Origin of the sequence: Aeromonas bivalvium (assembly GCF_000819765.1) — a bacterium.
Taxonomy (GTDB): Bacteria; Pseudomonadota; Gammaproteobacteria; order Enterobacterales; family Aeromonadaceae; genus Aeromonas; species Aeromonas bivalvium.
The window spans coordinates 122,369-142,026 of the sequence record NZ_CDBT01000063.1 but is presented as its reverse complement, the minus strand read 5'-3'; the positions used below and the strand labels follow the sequence as shown (position 1 = coordinate 142,026).

The window sequence follows — 19,658 nt, the reverse complement described above, 5'->3', positions numbered from 1 at the left end:
TCATCCGGGCAGCAAGGCGCCGCAACGCTTGTGCTGCCCCATGACCACCAGGGTCTTGATGCAGGCAATAGGAATAGGCGGGACACCCACCTCTTTCCATACGGGAAGACCAGGGTGGAAGACTAGCAGGAATAAGCGGGACACCCACCTCTTTCTATACGGGAAGACCAGGACATCCACCTCTTGCCCTTATGCTACCGCCATCACGCCATCTCGCTGGTAAGAACCAGACAGCACACTCCCCTTGAGATAAAGAGTTCGTTCTGCCGGTCACTCCTCCTCCCTTGTCACACTCTGCCACACAAAGATGCCGCCGATGGCACACTCTCGCCACAACTGGGGTATGCAATAAGAGGTAGATAACAAGGAGGCAATCATGAAACCCATATCCCTCAGCTGGGCACTGCCACTTGGGCTGACCCTGATTTGGCTGGCTGGCCTGTCCACCTGGCCAAACAGCATCTGGCCCTGGCGCCACGAATTGCTGATCCTGACCGGCTTGCTTGGTCTGGGTACCATGACCTTCTCTCTGCTGCTGGCTCTGCGCCTTCCCAGACTCGAAGCCTGGTGCGGCGGGCTGGATCGCATGTTGCACCTGCATCGCAGCAGCGCCCTCTGGGCCACCGGCACCCTGATGGCCCACTGGCTGCTGGTGGAGGCGCCCAAGTGGGCCGTCACCGCCGACTGGCTGACCCGACCGGCGCGCCGCGGTGCTGGTGCTGGTGCTGGTGCTGGTGCTGGTGCTGGTGCTGGTGCTGGTGCTGGCAACGATGCCCTCTGGCACAGCCTCGGCAATACCCTGGGGGAGTGGGGTTTCTATCTGTTGCTGGCCCTGGTGGTGGTGAGCCTGCTCGCCGTAGTACGTTACGAGCGCTTCAGGGTGGTCCACCGGCTGGCCCCAATCATCTATCTGATGGGCTGGCTGCACGGACTATGCCTGCTGCCGCGCATCGGCGCCCTGACCCCGGTCGGCCTGACCCTGCTTATCGGCGGCGGGGTGGGTGCCCTGGGGGCGCTCTACTCCCTGTTTGGCCGGGTGGGCCGGGACGCACGCCACCAGGGAAGGGTGAGCACCCTCACCCCTCTGGATGAACGAACCCTGGAGATCCGGGTCGCCCTGGCCTCTCCCCTGCACGGCTATCGCCCCGGGCAGTTCGCCTTCTTCGACTTCGCCGGGCGCGGCGAGCCTCACCCATACACCCTGGTCGATGTCTCGGCAGACTGCCGCACCCTGACCCTGGCGGTGCGCGCCCTAGGGGATCACACCCGCTGGCTGCACAGTCACCTCAGGGTTGGCGATGCGGTCATCGTGACCGGCCCCTATGGTGCCTTCGCCCTGCCAGATCCGGCCCCCGCGCTCTGGATGGGCGCAGGTATCGGCATCACCCCCTTCGTCGCCTGGCTGGAGGCCCTGGTGCGCAATGGCGAGACACGCCCCGGCACCACCTTGCTGCAATGCGCCCCCAGCGTCGAGGCCGCCCCCTATCACGCTCATCTGGCCGATCTGTGCCGCCGGGCCGGGGTCGACTACCGGCTGCACCTGGAGTCCGAGCGCGGTCGACTGGATCTGGCCGCCCTGGGTGAGCGCCAGCACACCCCGGTGTGGTTCTGCGGCCCCGAGCCCATGGCCCAGACTCTGGATGCCCATCTGGCCACCCCGCTGCACCGGGAGCTGTTTCGCTTCCGTTGACGGATCAGCCCGACGCATTCAGCCATTGGCTGCCGATTGATATTAGGGGAACTGGGAGACAGGCGGGCACGGGCCCCCTTGAGTGGAACAGGCCTCCAATCCTTCAGGACATCCATCGAATCAATAAATCCGTTTTTCTTAGGACATCCACCAAATGGATGAACGATGAACTCAGATGATGTTGCTTCTAGGCACACCTGCAAACTCAAGCGCGCCTCTTGCCTGATGAGGCGCGGCTAGGATATTTCGTTAGAATGCGGCAAAAGTAGCCTATCGGGCGTCATCTGCCCCCCCCTCGCCAGGAGTTGATATCCGATAACAATCAACACAGACGCGATTGCTATAACCGGGGTTGGTAACATCGTGTTTGACCACAATGTTCGGCATATCGCTGGCAACAGCGCTTGTCGCCGACCACTCTGATGCCTCGACGTCGAAACAGGGCTACCTGCCTCAGCCACTGTGATTCACCCAATCCAAGGCGCTGCATGATGGGAGCCAGGGCGGCGGGAATATATCCTCGCTTGTCGGCTCTGATGGCCCTCCCAGTCCAATCCACCAGGGTCAGATAGTCGGCAAAACCGCAAGGCAGCGCCTCGGATTCATTCTTGGCTGAAAAAGGGAGCAGCCGCAGGACAGGTTTTGCATCCTCTGTCGAATCTTCAATTCGCTGCTTGATACTGGTGTAGTCACTCTCTTCTGGCATATCAGCAATACCCGCCCGAACCGGGTTGAGATCCACATATGTCATACAAGAAAGCAGAGCTGTTTCAGTCAGCAATGCCTGGCTCTTAAAGCGCCCCTCCCAGAAGTGGCCTTTACAACCATCCTCCTGATTGGCTTGACGAGCCAGGGATTCATTCAGCAGACGCACCAACCAGCTGATGGAATAAAGGCGTTCGCGCCATTGTGCTATCAGCGACTGCACCACGGCTTGTTCCGGGACCAGGAGTGCTTCCTCCTGATACCAGCGGTGCAGCAAAGGAGGCCATTGGAACAAAACGGCCCAGCGCTCCGCCACCTCGCGATCACTCCAGCCCTTGGCTTTATCGGGTGCCACCTTGAGCACCAGATGATAGTGATTGCTCATCACCGCATAGGCGCAGATCTCGATGGCGAATACCTGCGAGAGCAAGCCCAGCTTGTCGACCACCCACTGCCGCCGGTGCTCATAAGTCTGGCCCGAATGACTATCTTCCCCACACAGGAAGGCCCGCCGCACACAGCGACTGACCACATGGTAATAGGGCGTATCTTCCAGACTGATTTGACGTGAACGGGCAATGGTCATGGGGCTTTCCTCCAGTATCACGACGTAAGCCAAGCTCAGTACACGAACCCTGTCAAAGCCTGGAAAAGGTGGGTGTCCCAGATTTTCTTGTTGTGTGAAGTCTGGGTGAAGTCCCGGAAGAGACCACGACAGAAAGTACGGTTGGCAATGTAGGGAGCATTGTGGAAAAACCGAAAGTGATGTGACAGGAAATCCAAAAACACTCGTAATGGATACAATAAAATCGCCAACAAAAGGGATTCATAGAAATCCCAACATAAGGTAGAATACCTCATATCATCCATACATCCCCCACCAATAGAGTAGAAAATGTTAACTTATACCCAGGACATAAAAGAGCAAAGTAGAATAGAAGTCTGGTCACGAGCAGTAAGAAAGCTGACTGTTGACAGAGAAAAACAAAAAATATTAGATACTAATTATATTAGACGTCTATGGGATTATGCTTTCGATGAGCAGCTGAAAAACTGTCAACCCGAGGAAAGATTTATTGATTCATGGGTGTCTTTTTCAAATGGACTATATAGTAGCAAATCACCACAACAATTAAAAATTGCATATCTTTGTGGACCTGAACCAGAAAATGACTTGTCTATTATGTTGGAACTAGGCATTCAAATAGAGAATGTGTGGGCAATTGAAGCTGATACAAAATCCTATTCAGCTGCATTGAAAAGTGTTAGAGATAAGTATCCCACACTAAAGATATTTAAAGGTGCAATTGCCCAACTAATGAGTATAACGTCATTCAAGTTTGACATTATATACCTTGATTTTACCGCACCTCTTTTTAGCAAGGAAGCTAAACCACTACTAACAATAAACGCTGTTTTTGAACATGACGCCCTCAGTGACTTAGGCATTCTTGTAATTAACAGTTCATTACCAGAAAAAACAGATGAGAACATCAACTTCTTAGCCTCATACTTTCGAAGCCATCCATTTCTAGAGAATTCCATCTACTCAGGGGATATGAGTGATTCATTTTTTGTGGAAGGGGCAGACTGTCATGGGTATATTTCAGACGACGAAGACGAAGACGAAGACGAAGACGAAGACGAAGACGAAGACGAAGACGAAGATGACAAAAGTTTCAAAGAGCTTATAAAACAGAACTTCGAATGCGCCTACAATGCATTTTCTACGCATTACCCCACAATTATGGCCAGTTATATCCAACCAATTTTAAGGGTTGGAAATAACACTACACTGAAAAACATGTTTTTCAGTAAAAGCGATGTGAATATCAAAAATAGCATAGTGCAGATGGAAACGATGCCTGACTATGAAAATGAAGAACTCCCAAAGGGAGGTGAAGTTTTTGAGAACCATGAAGATTACCCTATATGGAATTTTTTAATCCGCCTAAAAGATTCAGAAGATAGTTTATCTAAATACTGGCATCAGCAATTCATCACAAAAAACAAACAACTCTCTGTTTTTGATGGTGTAAAACATTATGATCTTTTGAGAACAGCAAAATATTCATATGAGGATATTTTGTCAGAGGACCTATCAAAATCAATAAACAAAGTTATACATGCACTAAAAGATCCTCATGGTGGCGTTTTCTGTGATGTGCCTCTACCCCATCTATGGATTGAGTTGGCACTTAATCATCTTGGAAATGCTTACCATGCCAATACTAATTCACTCTGGAGAGCAAAATACAAAGCTAAAACTAGAGATATGTATCTAGATCTTTTTGTTTTCGATAACTGCCGTGCACTTTATGAGTGGTTACCAATGATTAATTTATATGGTGAAGATATGTCAACTGTTGAACGGCAAATTATTGTTAGGGCTTGCATGGATGCAATCACAAAACAGAATCACCACTCTTCTTTCTTTAGTTATTATGGAGCTAACCTTATTGGTATTGGTACTAAAAGATGGGCAGACTTTGGAGAGTTACAAGAGCGATATGATTTAAATGAATTATATGAAAATGAACTTTCACAATTATTGGAAAAATAATTATATATGAAAACATGCAAGTTATTTTTCCATAAAATAACTTGCATAACAATATAAAAGCCATTGATTAACTAGGATGATAAGGGTAGCAAGTATTATCTGAGGGATACTAAATGCTCCATTTCTCATACCTGTTTATTACCACTTAAATGATTTCTATAATCATCTCCATACATATAAATAAAATCACCTACCGTAGCAGCGGGTGATTTTATTCCGATCATCACTCAACTCCCCAGATATTTTGTATGTACAGATTGTACAGATCTAGTTATCACCCCAACGGCGGCGTCCGCGGCGGTACCATACGCTTGCTGCCGGTGGACTCGAAGGCCGAGGCGACGCGCAGCAGGTTGTTGTCGTCATAGGCGCGACCGGCGAAGGTCAGCCCCACCGGCATACCGATATCGGCCATGATGCCCATGGGGACGGTGACGGTCGGCACGCCGAGGTGGCGAATGGCGAGGTTGCCGTTGGCGACCCAGATACCGTTGCTCCAGGCGATATCGGCTGAGGCCGGATTCACATCCGCATCGGCCGGACCCACATCGGCGACGGTGGGGAACAGCACGGCATCGAGCTTGAGCCCGTCCATCCAGTCTTCCAGATCCAGCTTGCGGGTCTGCTCCAGACCGCGCAGGCCGTCCGGCACCGATGCAATCTCGTCCCAGGATTTCAGGCCGCGCTTGGCCATATTGACGTACTCGTCCATGCCCGCCGCCAGATCCCCCTCGCGGTTTGGCAGGGTGCCCGGATCGTGGGGGAAGATCTGGGGGCCATCGACGTCTGCCAGCTTGTTCAACTTGGGATCGCCGTTGGCGCGCAGGAAGTCGTCGAACGCCCAGCCGGAGAGTTCCCACAGCTCGTCGTTGAGGAACTCCGGGCTCACGATGCCGCGATTGAACACGGTCGGCGCGCCGGGTCTGTCCCCTTCGCAGTTGGAGACCAGCGGGAAGTCCACTTCGATGACTTCGGCGCCAGCGGCTTCCAGCGCCTGACGGGCCTGCTCCCACAGGGCAATCACGCTCTGGCGGGTATGGATGCGCTGACCGGTCGGGCCGCCGATGCCGGGGTTGTCGCTGGTGCCGGCCAGTTCATCCTTGTTGATAAACATGCGCGGCACGCCGAAGCGCTTGCCCTTGAGGGCGTCGGGCTTGGCGGCGAGCTCAAGGTAGGAGGCCGGACGCACCTCGGACGCCTTGGGGATCTTGACCCAGGGCTGCAGGCGCCACAGATCGCCACGAGTCTCGGCATCGTCGGCGACCACTACGTCGAGCACTTCCAAGAGATCGTTCATGGTGCGGGCATAGGGCACCACCACATCCATGGTCGGGGTCAGGGGCCAGTTGCCGCGCACCGAGATGACGCCACGGGACGGAGTGTATGCACAGAGGCCGTTGTTGGAGGCAGGGCCCCGGCCGCTCGACCAGGTCTCTTCGGCGAGACCGAAGGCGGCGAAGCTGGCCGCGGTGGAGGTACCGGCACCGTTGGAGGAGCCGGAGGCAAAGGGCGCGGTCAGGTAGTCGGCGTTGTAGGGGCTCTCGGCACGGCCATAGACGCCGCGCTGCATGCCGCCATTGGCCATCGGCGGCATATTGGTCTTGCCAAGACAGATGGCACCGGCGGCGCGCAGCCGCTCCACGGTAAAGGCATCGCGCTGGGCCACCAGATCCTTGAAAGCCGGGCTGCCGGAGGCGGCAGTCAGCCCCTTGACCAGATAGCTGTCCTTGGCGGTGTAGGGGATGCCGTCGAGCGGCCCCAGGGTCTCGCCACGGGCGCGGCGGGCGTCAGAATCTTGCGCCTCTTTCAGGGCATCGGGGTTGGGCACCACCACGGCGTTGAGGCGGGTTTGTGTCTCGGGGCCGTCATAGGCTTTGATCCGCGCCAGATAGGCCTCGACCAGTTCGACCGCTGTGGTGCGGCCTGATTCGAGCGCACCGCGCAGCTCGGCAATGGAAACCTCTGTCACTTCGATCATGTTGATCTCCTGTAGAAGGGTGACTGTTTGTCATGATGATCGCCGCATCGGCGCCTGCGACCATCACACCATCAAGGGATAAAACCCCACGGCGTGGGGTTTTGAATACCAACCTCGGCTGGCGTAAACCGGTTTACGACCCGTCGCGAGAGGTCGTCAGCAAGGTGAAGAGCAGCACAGGAACCGGAGCGTATAAACATACGTGAGGCTTCCGAGCAGCACATAAGCCTTGATCACGGCCTCGCAGCAGGATCGTCATCCGGTTCTTATTTGCCAGAAGGGATCTGCTGGGTAATGCAGTGGATATTGCCACCGCCCAGCAGGATCTCGCGGGCCGGCACGCCGACCACGGTGTGATCCGGGAAGATCTCTTCCAGAATGCGCTGGGCTTCGCCATCGGTGGCGGCATCCAGCAGCGGGTAGACGATGCGATCGTTGGTGATAAGGAAGTTCACGTAGGAGCCGGCCAGACGGCCTTCTGCCTCGCGCGGCACACCGCTGCCGCTCTCGACGCCGGCGGACTCTTCCTCGGTGCAGAACAGCGGGCCCGGCTGGGGCAGCTTCCAGATTTTCAGCTTGCGACCCTTGGCGTCCACCGCCGCTTCCAGCACCTTGAGGGCGGCCAGGGAGCGGGCGTACTGGGGATCAGTCTCATCGTCGGTCCAGTGCAGGGCCACTTCACCCGGGCGCACGAAGCAGCACATGTTGTCGATGTGGCCGTCGGTCTCGTCCATGTAGACGCCTTCGTCCAGCCAGATAAAGCTGGTGACACCCAGATAGTCGCGCAGGTGAGCTTCGATCTGCGCTTTGCTCAGGTGCGGGTTGCGGTTTTCGTTGAGCAGGCACTCGGCGGTGGTCATGCAGGTGCCTTCGCCATCCACATGGATGGAGCCCCCTTCCAGAATGAGCGGCGCGGCGTAGCGATCCATGCCGTGCTGCTCCAGCATCTGGGCCGCCACCTTTTCATCCTGATCCCAGGGGTAGTAGAGACCGCCCTTGTGACCGCCCCAGGCGTTGAAGCCCCAGTCCACACCACGGCACTCGCCAGCGGCGTTGGTGACCACGGTCGGGCCTGTGTCGCGGGCCCAGCAGTCATCGCTGGCCATCTCTACCAGGGTGACGTGGGCGGGCATGATGGCGCGGGCCTGCTCCATAAACTGGGCCGGCACCCCCATAAAGACCGGGGTGGCTTGCCCGATGGCATCCGCCACCTTGGCGAAGGTCTCTTGCGCGAAGCGACCGGCGACGCGCCAGTTGTCCGGGCGGAACGGCCAGATCATCCAGACGGCCTGCTGGTGCGCCCACTCGGCGGGCATGGTGAAGCCGTCGGCGGCCGGAATGGAGTTGATGGTCTTGATGCTCATCGCAAGGCTCCTTGCATGGATTGAGGCCCCCCGATTTACCTGGGAACCCTGGAAAAATAACAGTGGGTCGCAGTGTAAGAAGTTGCGTGCCCATCCATCAAATGAATAGGATGGATTGTCCCATAAACACGGCGAATAATCCCCCCATGAAACTGCACCAGCTCGACCTCAATCTGCTGCTCGCCCTTGACGCCCTGATGACACAAGGGAGTGTGACCCGCGCCGCCGAGTCGCTCTTTATCAGCCAGCCCGCCATGAGCCATGCCCTCAATCGCCTGCGGGCCTTCTTTGACGATCCGCTGCTGGTGCGCACGCCCCAGGGGATGCTGCCGACCTCCCGGGCCCAGCGGCTGCATCTGGGGGTGCAGCAGGCACTGCGGCTGCTGGAGCAGCAGCTCAGCGAGGAGGACGAGTTCGACCCGCGCCAGTCGAAGCGCCGCTTCGTGCTCTGCACCACGGACTACGTGGAGTGCGTGCTGATCCCGCCGCTCATCCAGCGCCTCAGTAAGCTGGCGCCCGGGGTCACCATAGAGATCCGCATCCTGCGCGACACCTTGCCGGAGGCGGAGCTGGCGAGCGGCGAGATAGACCTGGTATTGGGGTTTGACGAGTACATGCAGGTGCCGGGGTATCTGGGCAAGGAGACCTGGCTCACCGAGCCCCTGGCCGGGCTGGTGCGCGCCACCCTGGAGCTGGAGGAGGAGCGCATCACCCTCGATCAGCTTATCGAGATGCCCCATGTGTTCCACTCGCCGCTCGGCACCTCCGAGGCGAGCCTCGACCGCTATTTGCAGAGCCTGGGGCACAGCCGCACCATCTCGGTCAACAGCCAGAGTTATATGTCCGCCGCCGCCATCGTCAGCCAGAGCGACCACCTGCTGGTGCTGCCGAGCATGGTGGCCGAGCTGCTCGCCAACCACTGGCCGCTGAAAAGCCTGCCGCTACCGGAAGACGTGCCCGATTATCATCTCAACTGCGTCTGGCACCCGGTCCATGCGCAGCAGCCGGCCTTGATCTGGTTGAAAGAGCTGATGAAGGAGTTGGTGAGCCCGGTTTGAGACCGCTGCGTCTGGCACACTCAGGCACCACGCGCAGCAACCGGCCTTGATCTGGTTGAAAGAGCTGATGAAGGAGTTAGTGAGCCCGGTTTGAGCCCGCTGCGTCTGGCACACTCAGGCACCATGCCCAGCAACCGGCGTTGATCTGGTTGAAGGAACTGATGAAGGAGTTGGTGAGTCCGGTTTGAGCACGCTGCGTCTGGCTGCTCCTCCCCCTCATCCCCAGCCCTTCTCCCGCGAGGGGAGAAGGGGGCAGATCGGTGTTAAATAGACAGAATCGGGACAGCAGACACGACAAAGCAACAAAGCAACAAAGCAACAAAGCAACAAAGCAACAAAGCAACAAAGCAACAAAGCAACAAAGACCCAAAATGCCAGGGCTTCAATGTGTTGGCACTATGAGGCCCTTTGTGATCTTCACTTTCAAGGATTACCCGATCGGTTCCCTCTCCATCTGGGAGAGGGCCAGGGTGAGGGCCGCTATGACCAGCGGGTGAGCGGACTGGCGGATGGCTATACCTATTAGGTTCAAACAGCACCGCAGGCATGTGATGAAGACCCATTCTTTCGCCAAACACCTACGTACCGAAGCGACCCTGGCAGAGCAGAAGCTCTGGTTCCAGCTTCGCAATCGCCGGTTTGAGGGGCTCAAGTTCCGCCGCCAGTTTCCTGTCGGGCCCTACATAGTGGACTTCATCTGCCTGGAACAGCGGCTGGTGATCGAGGTCGACGGCTCGCAACATAGCCAGCCGGAAGGTCAACAACAGGATGAGGCCAGAACGGCCTATCTCAATGACGAAGGGTTTCGGGTGATCAGGGTGTGGAATAACGAGGTACTGGGGCGGATGGATGGGGTGCTGGCGTTTATCAGATTGTCATTGCAGTGACTAGATTCCCCCCTCATCCCCAACCCTTCTCCCGAGGGGGAGAAGGGGGCAAACAACCCGGCTGCGAGGGTCATTCCCAGAAACAACAAAGGCTCCCGCAGGAGCCTTTGTTGTTTCCCTCTCCCTTGTCAGGCCCGCAGGGCGGCCATGATCTGGCTGACCACATTGCCAAGCAGCTCGGGCTCGGGGCGACACTGGCCGACGGTGACCAGCCCCTGGATGCTGACCAGCAGGAAGGCGGTCAGGGTCGTGATGGCCGCATCCGAGCCAAGCTGGCCCCCGGCCCTGGCCTGCTCCAGCACGGCGGCCAGGTCGGCCTCCAGCTCGCCATAGCTCCCCTTGAGCCGCAGGCGCAGCTCCTCATCCTGCTCGGCCAGCTCCACCAGGGTGCGGGTCACCAGGCAGCAGCCTCCCAGGGTGTCGCTCACCACCTGACGCAAGAAGGCCTCTATGGCCGCCAGCGGCTCCCCTTGCGCAAACAGGTCGCGACGGCTGGCCCGCTTGCTCGCGATGTAGTGATCCACCGCCGCCAGCAGCAGGCCGCGCTTGTTGCCAAAGGCCGCGTACAGGCTGCCCGGGTGCAGACCCGTCGCCGCCACCAGTTCCTGCATGGTGGTCTTGGCATAGCCCTTGGCACGAAACGCCTCCATGGCATTTCGCAAGACGGTCTCGCGGTTGAACTCGGCACTGCGCATCGGGTTTCCTGTGACGGGGGCTGGGATGGCGGCAAGTCTACCCCAGGGAGAGGGTCAGGCCAACCTATCTTGAACAAGCATTCAAAAAAGAGTTGCACCCGAGGCAAAAAACATCTTGAATGCACGTTCAAGAATCATCGCCCAGGACACTCACCCATGCATACCCTGTTTCAACCCTATCGCCTCAACGCCAGTCTGACCCTGGCCAACCGCTTCATGATGGCCCCCCTCACCCGCTGCATGGCGGGCCCGGGCCTGGTGCCGACCGAGCAGATGGCAGCCTACTATGGTCGCCGCGCCGACATCGGCCTCATCATCTCCGAAGCCACCATCATACGCCCGGATGGCCAGGGCTATCCCAATACCCCGGGCATCTACAGCCCCGAGCAGATTGCAGGATGGAAGAAGGTGACCGATGCCGTACACGCCAAGGGGGGCAAGATCTTCGCCCAGCTCTGGCACGTGGGCCGCCTCTCCCACCCCTTCTTCCATCAGGCCGAGGTGCTGGCCCCGTCCGCCGTCGGTTTCGAGGGCTCGGTGCCGCGGATGCGCGAGCTGGCATACCAGGTGCCCCGCGCCCTGACGGCGGCAGAAATCGTCCAGCTGGTCGAGGATTACGCCCAGGCCGCCGCCAACGCCATCGAGGCGGGCTTCGATGGCGTGGAGATCCACGGTGCCAACGGCTACCTCATCGATCAGTTCCTGCACCACGCCAGCAACCTGCGCAGCGATCAGTACGGCCAGACCCCGGAGAACATGAGCCGCTTCCCCCTGGAAGTGGTGGACGCCATCAACGCCCGCATCGGCTCGGATCGGGTGGGGCTGCGCCTCTCTCCCGGCGCCTATGTGCACCTGGAAGGGGATGCCCGGGATCGCGCCGTGTTCGACCACCTGCTGGCCGAGCTGAATCACCGCAATCTGGCCTATGTGCATCTGGGCATCTTCGATGACAGCCTCACCTTCGACTATCTGGGGGGTCGCGCCTCCGATTATCTGCGCGAGCACTATGACGGTCACCTGGTGGGGGTGGGCAACTACAACGCCGAGACCGCAGCCCAGGCCATCAAGGCCGATCGCTTCGACCTCGTCGCCATCGGTCGCCCTCTTATCGCCAACCCGGACTACCTCGCCAAGGTGAAACAGGGGGAGGCACTGACCCCTTATGCCGACACCATGCTGGCCGAACTGGTGTAAAAAACCGGCCCTGACCCGGCTCTGCTGCCGACACCATGCTGGCGGAACTGGTGTAAAAACCGTGCCCTGACCCGGCTCTGTTGCCGACACCAGGCGTGCGGAGCGGGTGCAAGGCACACCGAATACCCGCTGACCAACGGTGGCCGATACCCGCTCGCCCCGTGGATATGACCCGGCGAGCCGCTCCCCTCGTTCGCCCTGCCGACCAAGGATGGGATCCGCGCCCGATACAGGCGCGGGTTTCCAATGTTTGGGCCCCCTCCCGGGCCCTTTTTTCTGCCCGCTCTCCACTGCCTCTTCCTACCCCATCACACCTGTGCAGAAAAGAAGTTGCCATCAACAACCAGTTGACTATATTGGTTGCTGATGACAACCAAAAAAGGATTATCACTGATGGATCCCCGTCCCCTGCGCGCCCTGTCGCGCGAGCTGGTCCGCGAACTCGGCATGCTCTCCCAGCAGTGTGGTTCCCTGGCCCTGAGCCCCCTCGAGGCCCACCTGCTCATCGAGCTGGAGAGCGGCCCCGCCACCAATCAGCAGCTGGCCGATCGCCTTCGCATCGACAAGTCCAACGCCAGCCGCCCCCTGGCTCGTCTGGCGGAGCGGGATCTGATCGCCTGGCAGCCCCATCCCTCGGATGGGCGCAGCAAGGAGGCACAGCTGACCGCCTTTGGTCAGGATCAGCTAAAGGAATTGCACCGGCAGATGGACGAGACCATGGCCGAGGCCCTAGCCCAGCTCTCCCCCGCCGAGAGCGAGCAGATCTGGGAGGGGATGCGGCGCTATCGCAGCGCCCTCTCCCGCGCCCGCCGCCAGCAGGGGTACGTCATCCGCCCCATCACCCCGTCCGACAATGCCCGGATCGCCGCCGTGATCCGCGCAGTCTCCGCCGAATACGACCTCACCGCCGACAAGGGCTACGGGGTGGCGGATCCCAACCTCGATTTTCTCCACGAAACCTATCGGGGGGAACGCAGCCGCTACTGGGTGATAGAGGGGCCGGACGGCACCCTTCTCGGCGGCGGCGGCATAGCGCCGCTGGCGGGGGCACCGGATGTGTGCGAACTGCAGAAGATGTACTTCCTGCCCGCCCTGCGGGGACTCGGGCTGGGACGACGGCTGGTGCTGCTGGCCCTGGCCGAGGCCCGCGCCCTGGGTTACCAGCGCTGCTATCTGGAGACGACCAAAGTCTTGCGCGAAGCCACCAGCCTCTACGAGTCACTCGGCTTCGAGCACCTGCCGGGCCCCCTGGGTTGCACCGGCCACGACGCCTGCGAGATCTGCATGGTGCTGGAACTGGCATAGAACGCCCCCCTCATCCCAGCCCTTCTCCCGCAAGGGGAGAAGGGAGCAAACAGGATTCTGCTCTCTTTCGGACAGACCCCGGATGCTTCCCTATCCCTGCGGGAGAGGGCCAGGGTGAGGGCGTTCAGGAAAGTACGACGATGTCCTCATCCCTTCCCCAACAAAGGGAGAAGAGCGCCAGCAATAACTGATGGTGGATGAGCCCTCTGTCTCACCTAAACCCGTTGGGTGTAGTGATCAAAGGCGATGACCTTCTGATATCCCTCTGATTCGTAGAGAGATTTGGCAGGATGATTGGATACGGCTGTGGCCAGCTTTACAGTCAACGCATCTGTCTCTTTGGCAAAACTCGCCACCCGTTTTAACAGGGCTCGCGCCACTCCCTGCTGGCGGGCTGACTCGATGACAAAGAGATCGTTGAGGTACCACATCCGCTTCATTGCAACGGATGAGAATGCCGGGTAAAGCTGGGTAAAACCGATGCTTTCACCCATCTCATTGCGAGCAAGAAAGATGACTGAATCGGCAGCCTCGAGGCGTTCGGCAATGAAGCGGGTAGCGGCGCTATTATCCGGCGCCTGCCCATAAAACTGACGGTAGGCATCAAACAGGTTGCTGGTTTCTTCAAGATGGGCCGGGGTGGCCCGGATAATGTGCATTCAATGTCCTTATTGAAGTTTTTCCGAAATCGCATGACCAAGAGGAACGTATATTGGCGCCGTATGGAGAAATAGTTAGATATTCGGATCAAGAGGGGAAATAGAACCAGGCGGTCTTGATAACGGCGCCCTCTACCTCGAACACCGCCACGCTCTCGATGGGCTCAGGGGAGAGACCATAAATCAGCTCGTGATCGAACACCTTGTTGCCGAGCAGGGTTCTGGAAAGCAGTTCGGCCCGCAAGGCCGGGTTGTTGAATCTGTGCTCGGCATAGAAGCTCCGGAGCGCCCCCTTGCCGACTGTGCTCGGGGTCTCGGTCGGCATGCGATAGCCTTTGAAATCCTCGGCAAAGCAGGCCAGGAAGGCGTCAATGTCGTGGGCATTGTAGGCATCAAACTGTGCCTCGACAGGCAGAGTGACGGACATATCCATCTCCAAAAAGTGAAATTTAAATCACTTATCCGTTGTTTTTATTCAACCTTCAACCCCCAGATGGGGATCGCCTCCCGAAAGCGCACATAACAAAAGACCCCGCCGAAGCGGGGTCTTTTTTTGTCAGCCAACAGGCAAAGAGGTCGTTATCAGTGCTCGCGGGTCTGGCGGAACTGAACGTCCGGGTGACGCTCCTGGGCCAGGCGCAGGTTGACCATGGTCGGCGCTATGTAGGTGAGGTTGTCACCGCCATCCAGGGCCAGGTTGACCTCGTTCTTGCGCTTGAACTCTTCGAACTTCTTGACGTCTGTCCCTTCCACCCAGCGGGCGGTGGAGACGTTGACCGCCTCGTAGATGGCCTCGACGTTGTACTCGCTCTTCAGACGCGAGACCACCACATCGAACTGCAGCACACCGACGGCACCGACGATGAGGTCGTTGCTGATCAGCGGACGGAACACCTGCACGGCGCCCTCTTCGGAGAGCTGGACCAGCCCCTTGAGCAGTTGCTTCTGCTTGAGGGGGTCGCGCAGGCGGATGCGGCGGAACAGCTCGGGGGCGAAGTTCGGGATGCCGGTGAACTTCAGATCCTCACCCTGGGTGAAGGTGTCGCCGATCTGGATGGTGCCGTGGTTGTGCAGCCCGATAATGTCACCGGCGCAGGCTTCGACGGCCTGCTCCCGGTCACCGGCCATGAAGGTGACGGCGTCGGAGATGTTCACATCCTTGCCGATACGCACGTGGCGCATCTTCATGCCCTTGCTGTAAGTCCCTGACACTATGCGCATAAAGGCGATACGGTCGCGGTGCTTGGGATCCATGTTTGCCTGGATCTTGAACACGAAACCGGAGAACTTCTCCTCGGTCGCCACCACTTCGCGGCTCTCGGCCTTGCGCGGCATGGGGGCCGGTGCCCAGTCGGTCAGGCCGTCCAGCATGTGGTCGACGCCAAAGTTGCCCAGCGCGGTACCGAAGAAGACAGGGGTCATCTCGCCGGCGATGAAGGCCTCGTGATCGAACTCGGGAGAGGCACCCTGCACCAGCTCCAGTTCGCCGCGCAGCTGGGCAGCCAGATCCTCGCCGATGGCGGCGTCCAGTTCCGGGTTGTTCAGACCCTTGACCACCCGCTTCTCCTGGATGGTGTGACCCTGACCGGTCTGATAGAGATAGGTCTCATCCTTGTAGAGGTGATAGACACCCTTAAAGGACTTGCCACAGCCGATGGGCCAGGTGATGGGGGCACACATGATCTTCAGCTCGCGCTCCACCTCGTCCATCACTTCCATGGGGTCGCGCACTTCGCGGTCCAGCTTGTTCATGAAGGTGAGGATGGGGGTGTCCCGCAGCCGGGTCACTTCCATCAGCTTGCGGGTCCGATCTTCGACACCCTTGGCGGCATCGATCACCATCAGGCAGCAGTCAACCGCGGTGAGGGTACGGTAGGTATCTTCGGAGAAGTCCTCGTGACCCGGGGTGTCGAGCAGGTTGACCAGGCAGTCGGCGTAGGGGAACTGCATCACGGAGGTGGTGATGGAGATGCCGCGCTGCTTCTCCATCTCCATCCAGTCGGACTTGGCGTGCTGGCCCGAGCCACGGCCCTTGACGGTACCGGCGCGCTGAATGGCCTGTCCGAACAGCAGGACCTTTTCGGTGATGGTGGTTTTACCCGCATCCGGGTGCGAGATGATCGCAAAAGTGCGTCTCTTGGAGACTTCACTCAGAAATTCAGCTGACATAATTCGACGTTCTTCTATTGAGCGGCGGCCTCGAGCCACCGTGGGAATAAATCCGGGATGCCGCATTCGACTCACGGCACCAATATACGCAACAGACAGGCTCAGGCTGGCCGCTGGCCAACCCGGCGAAAAAAGCGGGAACGTTGCGTTACATGGGTCTTCTCGCCTGAGTCAAAGCAAAATTGCGCGGCATTATACCCGCGCGGGTGAAAAATACCCAGCCCGGATGCGCCGGATCTCCCCCGGCGTCCGGCGGTCAGTCGGCCAGGCAGACCCGATCCCGACCTGTCTCCTTGGCGCGATACATGGCCTCGTCGGCGCGATGCACCAGCTCGGTCAGGCTCTCCCCTGGCCGGAACTCGGCACAGCCGATGCTGACCCGGATCGGATGGTCCGCCGGCAACGCCTCGACCCTGAGCCCGGCCACCCGGGTCCGGATCCGCTCCGCCGCCTCCGCCGCCTCCGCCAGCACGGTATCGGGCAGCAGCACCAGGAACTCCTCGCCGCCGTTACGCCCCACCCTGTCCAGGCTGCGCAGCTCACCGGCAATCCGCTTCGCCACCGCCATCAGCACCCGATCACCCGCATGATGGCCCCAACCGTCATTGATCTGCTTGAAATGGTCTATGTCGATGAGCATCAGGGAGCAAGGTTGTTGCTGGGCCCGCGCCTGGGCCAGCATGGCTTCCCCCTTGGCCTGGATCTGGCGCCGGTTGTGGATACCGGTCAGCTCGTCCGTCATGGCGAGCCGCCGCAGCTTGCGACTGCGGCCCAGCTGGTAGAAGGTCAATCCCAGCAGCGGCAGCAAGATGAGGGCCGTGACCAGGGTCTGCCAGTGGCGCCGCTCCTGCAAGCGATCCAGTTGCTGGGTCTGCAACGCCTGCTGGCTCTTGAGAGCCTCGTTCTCCGCCTCCTTGCGAGCGAGATCGAATTCGAAGCGCATCTGGATGGACCTCTGCTCGCCGAGCTGATGCTCCAGGGACTCCTGGGTCGTCACATAGCGCCTGAGGGCCTTGAGGGCGGCATCGGTCTGCCCCTGCTGCTCCAGGATCCTGGACTGGACCCGATAGATGGTCGCGAGGAAGCGCTGGTTATCCTCCTGGCGGAAGATGGGCTCCGCCAGCGCCAGGAAATAGAGCGCCCGCTCGAGATCCCCCTCGGCCTCCTCCAGCAGGCCCATCACCAGCCGCCATTGCCCCAGGGTCGCGGCATCCGTCTCCTGATCACGGTTGAGCAGCAGATCGGCCTGCTGCAACCTGGCCCTGGCCTCCTCCTTCCTGCCGAGCTTGAGCAGGCTGTGGGCCACCTCGGTCAGGGCCCAGGCCTCGTCCATCCGCTCGCCACTGGCCTTGAAGTGGCTGGCCGCCTCCTCGAACAGGGTCAGGGCCTCGTCGTACCGGTCCGTCTCCGTATAGAGGATGGCCAGCTGCGCCCGGATCATCGTCAGACTTGCGGCGTCCCCCTGCTGTTCATAAGCCTGCTCCAATGCCTTGAAATACTCCTGCGCCCGTTCGAATACCCCCATGCGCCGGTAGGTATTCGCTATCTCCCCCATCATCTTGAGCCGCCAGCGCTCCAGACCGAGTCGCTCATAGAGGTCATGGGCCACCAGCTGATCCCGCAGGCCCGCCGCCAATCCTCCCTGGTAGGCCAGCATGCCGCCGCGATAGCCGAGGGCATCGGCCTCGAGGCGCTGCTCTCCCGCGGCCCGGGCCAGGGAGAGGGCGAGATCATAATCCAGGCGAGCACGGGCCATCTCCCCCAGCAGCTGGTTGTGCCAGCCCCGGCAGATGAGCAGGGCAGCCTCCGTCCCCCTGTCCCCCTCCTGGCGCGCCTGGAGCAGTGCCTTGCTGGCGAAGGTGATGGCGGCGCTGTAGTCACTGCTGTTCTCCGCAGGCAGCGCCCAGCATTGCAGCCGTACCAGTCGCCCCTGAAGGGGACTGGCGGGGTCGATCCGCCGCGCCAGCGCCTCGACCCGGCGCAACCGCTCCCCCTGGGATTGAACATTGTTTTCCAGCTGGGTGAGCTCGCCGAGCAGGGCTTCCTCGGCCGGATCGCTCCCAAGGGCATCGAGGGGGGCTGCCAGCAAAAGACAGAGCAACCAGGGAGAGACGGGGTGTGCGCCTATGATGGGCCTCCTGTGGCATTTCGTTGATAAATCGGAGAATTGGGCCCTTTCATCATATCCTGACTCGACCTGACACATGGTGAAAAAAACAGCCATCTCCTCTATAGTCAGCCCGTTGGCACGCCAGGGAGCGCAGACATGCCGCACTTATCCCCATGGTCGGATCGTCAAGAAGAGACCCTTCTTGTTCCAGCCTGGTGAAGACAACACGGATTGGCAGTAGAGGCACCCAGGTGACAGAGAAGGTACCCCAGGATTACGAGACGCTGCTGGCCGCCTATCACAGGCTGCAACAGGAGAACGAGCGACTGAAGCGCATCGCCGACGACGCGCTGGAGAAGCTGGATGCCGCCAGTGACGGCACCGGCCTGTGCATCTGGCAGAATCATGTGCCCACCGGCAAGCTCATCATCTTCAATCGGCGCTGGGGCGCCATGCTGGGCTATCAACCCAAGGAGCTGGAGGCCCACTTCGACACCTGGCGCGATCACCTGCACCCGGAAGACAGGGAGCGGGTGTTGCAGGCCTTCTTCGATCACCTCAGCGGCAAGACTCCCTTCTATCAGGCGCTGCACCGCATGCTGTCAAAAGAGGGCAAGGTGACCTGGGTGCTGGATCGGGGCCGGGTGGTGGAGCGGGACGCCGACGGCAATCCCCTGCGGGTCATGGGATCCCACATAGACGTCACCCACGAGAAGGAGTACGAGCTGCAACTGGCCCAGCTCGCCCACCGGGATCCCCTCACCCACCTGCTCAACCGCGCCGCCCTGCAGCGCCAGTTTCCCGGCGAGCACCAGACGCTCTGCTTCATCGATCTCGATGACTTCAAGCAGGTCAATGACAGCCTGGGTCACAGGACAGGTGACGAGCTGCTGGTCGAGCTGGCGCACCGCCTCAAGCGTCAATGTCCGCAAGAGGCAGTCATCGGCCGTCTCGGCGGCGATGAATTCATCCTGCTGCTGCCCTGGCCATGCCAGGACAGGCGCACCCAGCAGCTGGCACTGGCGTGCCAGCAGGCCATCTCGGCCCCCTTCCCCCTGGCCAACGGCGAGGCTCGCATCGGGCTGAGCATGGGCATAGCCCAGATCCGCCCCCAGGATGATTTCGGCTCGGCCCTGGCCCGGGCGGACAAGGCCATGTATCGGGTCAAGCACGCAGGCAAGGGGGGATTCCACATCGCCCAGCCCAGCGGTCAGCCCCTGCTGGATCAGGAGCAGGTCAACGAGCGGGCCCTCGATTATCGGAGCCAGCCCCTGCCCTGAC

General features: G+C 59.5%; 15 protein-coding genes. 7 read left to right on the top strand and 8 right to left on the bottom strand.

Annotated features, from left to right (window positions below; all coding sequences use genetic code 11):
- Nucleotides 1-376: 376 nt before the first annotated feature.
- The gene (locus BN1119_RS18665; protein ID WP_042001798.1) at nt 377-1,690 is read left to right on the top strand and encodes a ferric reductase-like transmembrane domain-containing protein; all 1,314 of its coding nucleotides are present in this window, start codon (nt 377-379) and stop codon (nt 1,688-1,690) included.
- A 340-nt stretch (nt 1,691-2,030) separates the two neighbouring features.
- Here the strand turns inward: BN1119_RS18665 and BN1119_RS18660 are convergent, their stop codons facing one another.
- Nucleotides 2,031-2,981 carry a transposase gene (locus BN1119_RS18660; protein ID WP_042001795.1) on the bottom strand — a complete coding sequence of 317 codons (951 nt, stop codon included), beginning with the start codon at nt 2,979-2,981 and terminating at the stop codon, nt 2,031-2,033.
- Nucleotides 2,982-3,290: 309 nt separating this feature from the next.
- On the opposite strand from BN1119_RS18660, the gene BN1119_RS20595 reads away from it, so the two are divergent.
- Nucleotides 3,291-4,958: a hypothetical protein gene (locus tag BN1119_RS20595; RefSeq protein WP_157438690.1), complete on the top strand. Its 1,668-nt coding sequence runs from the start codon at nt 3,291-3,293 to the stop codon at nt 4,956-4,958.
- 274 nt (nt 4,959-5,232) lie between these two features.
- Here BN1119_RS20595 and BN1119_RS18650 read toward each other — a convergent pair whose 3' ends face one another.
- Nucleotides 5,233-6,936: an amidase gene (locus tag BN1119_RS18650; protein WP_042001787.1), complete on the bottom strand. Its 1,704-nt coding sequence runs from the start codon at nt 6,934-6,936 to the stop codon at nt 5,233-5,235.
- Between the two features lie 266 nt (nt 6,937-7,202).
- Complete coding sequence (aguA, locus tag BN1119_RS18645) at nt 7,203-8,300, bottom strand: agmatine deiminase (RefSeq protein ID WP_042001784.1); 1,098 nt, start codon at nt 8,298-8,300, stop codon at nt 7,203-7,205.
- A 146-nt stretch (nt 8,301-8,446) separates the two neighbouring features.
- On the opposite strand from aguA, the gene BN1119_RS18640 reads away from it, so the two are divergent.
- Together BN1119_RS18640 and BN1119_RS18635 are read left to right on the top strand one after the other, a co-directional pair.
- Nucleotides 8,447-9,358, top strand: coding sequence for a LysR family transcriptional regulator (locus BN1119_RS18640; protein ID WP_042001781.1), 912 nt, complete (start codon nt 8,447-8,449; stop codon nt 9,356-9,358).
- Between the two features lie 551 nt (nt 9,359-9,909).
- Nucleotides 9,910-10,245 carry an endonuclease domain-containing protein gene (locus BN1119_RS18635; protein ID WP_042001778.1) on the top strand — a complete coding sequence of 112 codons (336 nt, stop codon included), beginning with the start codon at nt 9,910-9,912 and terminating at the stop codon, nt 10,243-10,245.
- 128 nt (nt 10,246-10,373) lie between these two features.
- Here the strand turns inward: BN1119_RS18635 and BN1119_RS18630 are convergent, their stop codons facing one another.
- Nucleotides 10,374-10,940 (bottom strand): TetR/AcrR family transcriptional regulator, encoded by a 567-nt coding sequence (locus tag BN1119_RS18630; RefSeq protein ID WP_042001775.1) that lies wholly within the window; start codon nt 10,938-10,940, stop codon nt 10,374-10,376.
- A gap of 156 nt (nt 10,941-11,096) precedes the next feature.
- Between BN1119_RS18630 and BN1119_RS18625 the strand changes: the two genes are divergently transcribed.
- Both BN1119_RS18625 and BN1119_RS20300 read left to right on the top strand, forming a co-directional pair.
- Nucleotides 11,097-12,134 (top strand): alkene reductase, encoded by a 1,038-nt coding sequence (locus tag BN1119_RS18625; RefSeq protein ID WP_042001772.1) that lies wholly within the window; start codon nt 11,097-11,099, stop codon nt 12,132-12,134.
- Nucleotides 12,135-12,527: 393 nt separating this feature from the next.
- A complete protein-coding gene (locus tag BN1119_RS20300) occupies nt 12,528-13,439 on the top strand; it encodes a bifunctional helix-turn-helix transcriptional regulator/GNAT family N-acetyltransferase (protein ID WP_042001769.1) in 912 nt (303 codons plus the stop codon).
- A 215-nt stretch (nt 13,440-13,654) separates the two neighbouring features.
- On the opposite strand, the gene BN1119_RS18615 is transcribed toward BN1119_RS20300, so the two are convergent.
- The 4 genes from BN1119_RS18615 to BN1119_RS18600 all read right to left on the bottom strand — a co-directional run bounded on the left by BN1119_RS18615 (nt 13,655) and on the right by BN1119_RS18600 (nt 18,356).
- Nucleotides 13,655-14,098, bottom strand: coding sequence for a GNAT family N-acetyltransferase (locus BN1119_RS18615; protein WP_042001766.1), 444 nt, complete (start codon nt 14,096-14,098; stop codon nt 13,655-13,657).
- A gap of 88 nt (nt 14,099-14,186) precedes the next feature.
- Nucleotides 14,187-14,525, bottom strand: coding sequence for a nuclear transport factor 2 family protein (locus BN1119_RS18610; protein WP_042001764.1), 339 nt, complete (start codon nt 14,523-14,525; stop codon nt 14,187-14,189).
- A gap of 155 nt (nt 14,526-14,680) precedes the next feature.
- Nucleotides 14,681-16,270, bottom strand: a complete 1,590-nt coding sequence (gene prfC / locus BN1119_RS18605; protein WP_157438695.1) for a peptide chain release factor 3 — start codon at nt 16,268-16,270, stop codon at nt 14,681-14,683.
- Nucleotides 16,271-16,523: 253 nt separating this feature from the next.
- The gene (locus BN1119_RS18600; protein ID WP_244463763.1) at nt 16,524-18,356 is read right to left on the bottom strand and encodes a GGDEF domain-containing protein; all 1,833 of its coding nucleotides are present in this window, start codon (nt 18,354-18,356) and stop codon (nt 16,524-16,526) included.
- A gap of 272 nt (nt 18,357-18,628) precedes the next feature.
- On the opposite strand from BN1119_RS18600, the gene BN1119_RS18595 reads away from it, so the two are divergent.
- Entirely contained in the window at nt 18,629-19,657 is a 1,029-nt protein-coding gene (locus tag BN1119_RS18595; protein WP_042001758.1) for a diguanylate cyclase domain-containing protein, read from the top strand.
- The last annotated feature ends 1 nt before the right edge of the window (nt 19,658 follow it).

Coding starts and splice junctions, on each gene's coding strand:
- BN1119_RS18665 (WP_042001798.1), top strand. CDS start 377: ATGAAACCCATATCCCTCAGCTGGGCACTGCCACTTGGGCTGACCCTG.
- BN1119_RS18660 (WP_042001795.1), bottom strand. CDS start 2,981: ATGACCATTGCCCGTTCACGTCAAATCAGTCTGGAAGATACGCCCTAT.
- BN1119_RS20595 (WP_157438690.1), top strand. CDS start 3,291: ATGTTAACTTATACCCAGGACATAAAAGAGCAAAGTAGAATAGAAGTC.
- BN1119_RS18650 (WP_042001787.1), bottom strand. CDS start 6,936: ATGATCGAAGTGACAGAGGTTTCCATTGCCGAGCTGCGCGGTGCGCTC.
- aguA (WP_042001784.1), bottom strand. CDS start 8,300: ATGAGCATCAAGACCATCAACTCCATTCCGGCCGCCGACGGCTTCACC.
- BN1119_RS18640 (WP_042001781.1), top strand. CDS start 8,447: ATGAAACTGCACCAGCTCGACCTCAATCTGCTGCTCGCCCTTGACGCC.
- BN1119_RS18635 (WP_042001778.1), top strand. CDS start 9,910: ATGAAGACCCATTCTTTCGCCAAACACCTACGTACCGAAGCGACCCTG.
- BN1119_RS18630 (WP_042001775.1), bottom strand. CDS start 10,940: ATGCGCAGTGCCGAGTTCAACCGCGAGACCGTCTTGCGAAATGCCATG.
- BN1119_RS18625 (WP_042001772.1), top strand. CDS start 11,097: ATGCATACCCTGTTTCAACCCTATCGCCTCAACGCCAGTCTGACCCTG.
- BN1119_RS20300 (WP_042001769.1), top strand. CDS start 12,528: ATGGATCCCCGTCCCCTGCGCGCCCTGTCGCGCGAGCTGGTCCGCGAA.
- BN1119_RS18615 (WP_042001766.1), bottom strand. CDS start 14,098: ATGCACATTATCCGGGCCACCCCGGCCCATCTTGAAGAAACCAGCAAC.
- BN1119_RS18610 (WP_042001764.1), bottom strand. CDS start 14,525: ATGTCCGTCACTCTGCCTGTCGAGGCACAGTTTGATGCCTACAATGCC.